Here is a 1,758-nt window from a genome sequence, read left to right as displayed (position 1 = left end):
GGCCTCGTTGACGCGGAGTTTCAGGGGTTGAGCGACATGGATGTCGCGAGAGCTGCGATGGGCCAGGGASGGCCCTTCGCAGCGTGCCCCTGAAACTTCGTTTCAACGAGGGTATTTTTCGCCTAAGCGAAAAACCGGATGTCCGGGGCAAGACTTTTTGGTTCCTTTTGTGGCGTTTGACAAAAGGGACTCGCCGAGGGGCGAAACGAGAAGCCCGTGCGCACGCCTACGCGACGCAGTACCACCCAACCACAAGCCCAAACGGCGGATAACGCTGGCGCGTTATGCGCCCTACGGTCTGTGCCGTGCGGTTCGCGAGCAAGGACTGGGCGTCCCCCTCGGTCCTACAAAGAGCGCGATCTGTCAGACCAACGCCAACAAGAAAGGCCCGCACTAAGCGGGCCTTTCTTGTTGAACACCGAGCGTCAGCTGCTTTGCGGCATCTCCCCCCGCGCCAGGCGCGCGTTGATATCGGCAATCACCGCCGGCAGTTCGGCAATGGTGTCGATCAGGTAGTGCGGGCGCGAGCCTTCGAACATCTGGCCGATGCGGCGGCGTTCCTGGTCCAGCTTCTCAGCCGGCAGGGCCTTGTACTGCTCGTAGGTCAGGCCCAGGGCGTTGCCCGAGCAGGTCAGGGCGACGGTCCACATGCCGGCGCTGCGGCCTTCGAGGATGCCCGGCCAGGTGTCGTCGACCTTCACGCAGGCGGCGACGTCGTTGATGCCCAGGGCGATCACATTGGCCAGCGCCTGTGCCGGATGCGGACGGCCGTTGGGGACTTCATCGGTAGCCACCACGTGGTCGGCGACGTAGCCGTTGGTCTTGGCCAGGGCGACGACCTTCTCCATCACCACCGCCGGGTAGCCGGAGCAGGAACCAATTTTCAGACCGCCCTTGCGCAGGGTGGCGATGGCGTCCAGCGCACCAGGGATCAGCGCCGAGTGCTCGGCGATCTTCTCGATCTGCAGCGGCATGAAGCGCTCGTAGATGGCGGTGACATCGTCGTCGCTCGGTACGCGGCCGAACTTGGCCTTGTAGCGCTCGGCGATGGCCGGGATGTCGCACAGGGTGCGGATGTGGTCCCACTTGCCCATGCCCATCGGGCCGCGGGCTTCTTCCAGGCTGACCTGCACGCCGAACTCGGCGAAGGCCTCGACGAAGATCTGGGTCGGCGCGAAGGAGCCGAAGTCGACGACAGTGCCGGCCCAGTCAAGGATGGCGGCTTGCAGTTGCTTGGGTTGTGCGTAATTCATGGCGTTCAATCCTGTAAGAATTCGGGCGGGCGTCAGATTTCGAAAACTTCCATTTCCTTCAGCGTCTCGGCGATGGCCGCGACGGCGGCGCGCATGCCGCTGGCGTCGACCTGGCCGATGCAACCGACGCGGAAAGTTTCCACCTGGGTCAGCTTGCCGGGGTAGAGGATGAAGCCCTTCTCGCGCACCCGGTTGTAGAACTCGGTGAAGTTGTAGCGGGCGTCACTCGGGGCATGGAAGGTGACGATGATCGGCGCCTGGATCTCGGCCGGCAGGAAGCTGCGCAGCCCGAGTTCGGCCATCTCCGCCAGCAGAGTCTGGCAATTGTTTGCGTAACGCTGATGACGGGCCGCGAGGCCGCCCTCTTCCTCGTACTGGCTCAGCGCTTCGTGCAGCGCGGCCACCACGTGGGTCGGCGGGGTGAAGCGCCACTGGCCGGTCTTGGCCATGTAGGCGTGCTGGTCCTGCAGGTCCATGGACAGCGAGTGGCAGTTGCCGGCGCTGG

At 64.3% G+C, this 1,758-nt stretch carries 1 protein-coding gene and 1 pseudogene; both read right to left on the bottom strand.

Going from position 1 to position 1,758, the window contains the following annotated elements; translation table 11 throughout:
• Positions 1 to 425 precede the first annotated feature (425 nt).
• Positions 426 to 1,253, bottom strand: a complete 828-nt coding sequence (gene phnX / locus QO207_RS31420) for a phosphonoacetaldehyde hydrolase (protein ID WP_301536133.1) — start codon at positions 1,251 to 1,253, stop codon at positions 426 to 428.
• Positions 1,254 to 1,285: 32 nt separating this feature from the next.
• A pseudogene (locus tag QO207_RS31415) lies at positions 1,286 to 1,758 on the bottom strand (2-aminoethylphosphonate--pyruvate transaminase); the annotation flags it as partial.

Source organism: Pseudomonas sp. CAN1, from assembly GCF_030462585.1.
In the GTDB taxonomy this organism is placed as follows: domain Bacteria; phylum Pseudomonadota; class Gammaproteobacteria; order Pseudomonadales; family Pseudomonadaceae; genus Pseudomonas.
This window is presented reverse-complemented; position numbering and strand designations above follow the sequence as displayed.

Bases quoted from the DNA above. Each gene is read 5' to 3' on its own strand.
- phnX (WP_301536133.1), bottom strand. From the start codon at position 1,253: ATGAATTACGCACAACCCAAGCAACTGCAAGCCGCCATCCTTGACTGG.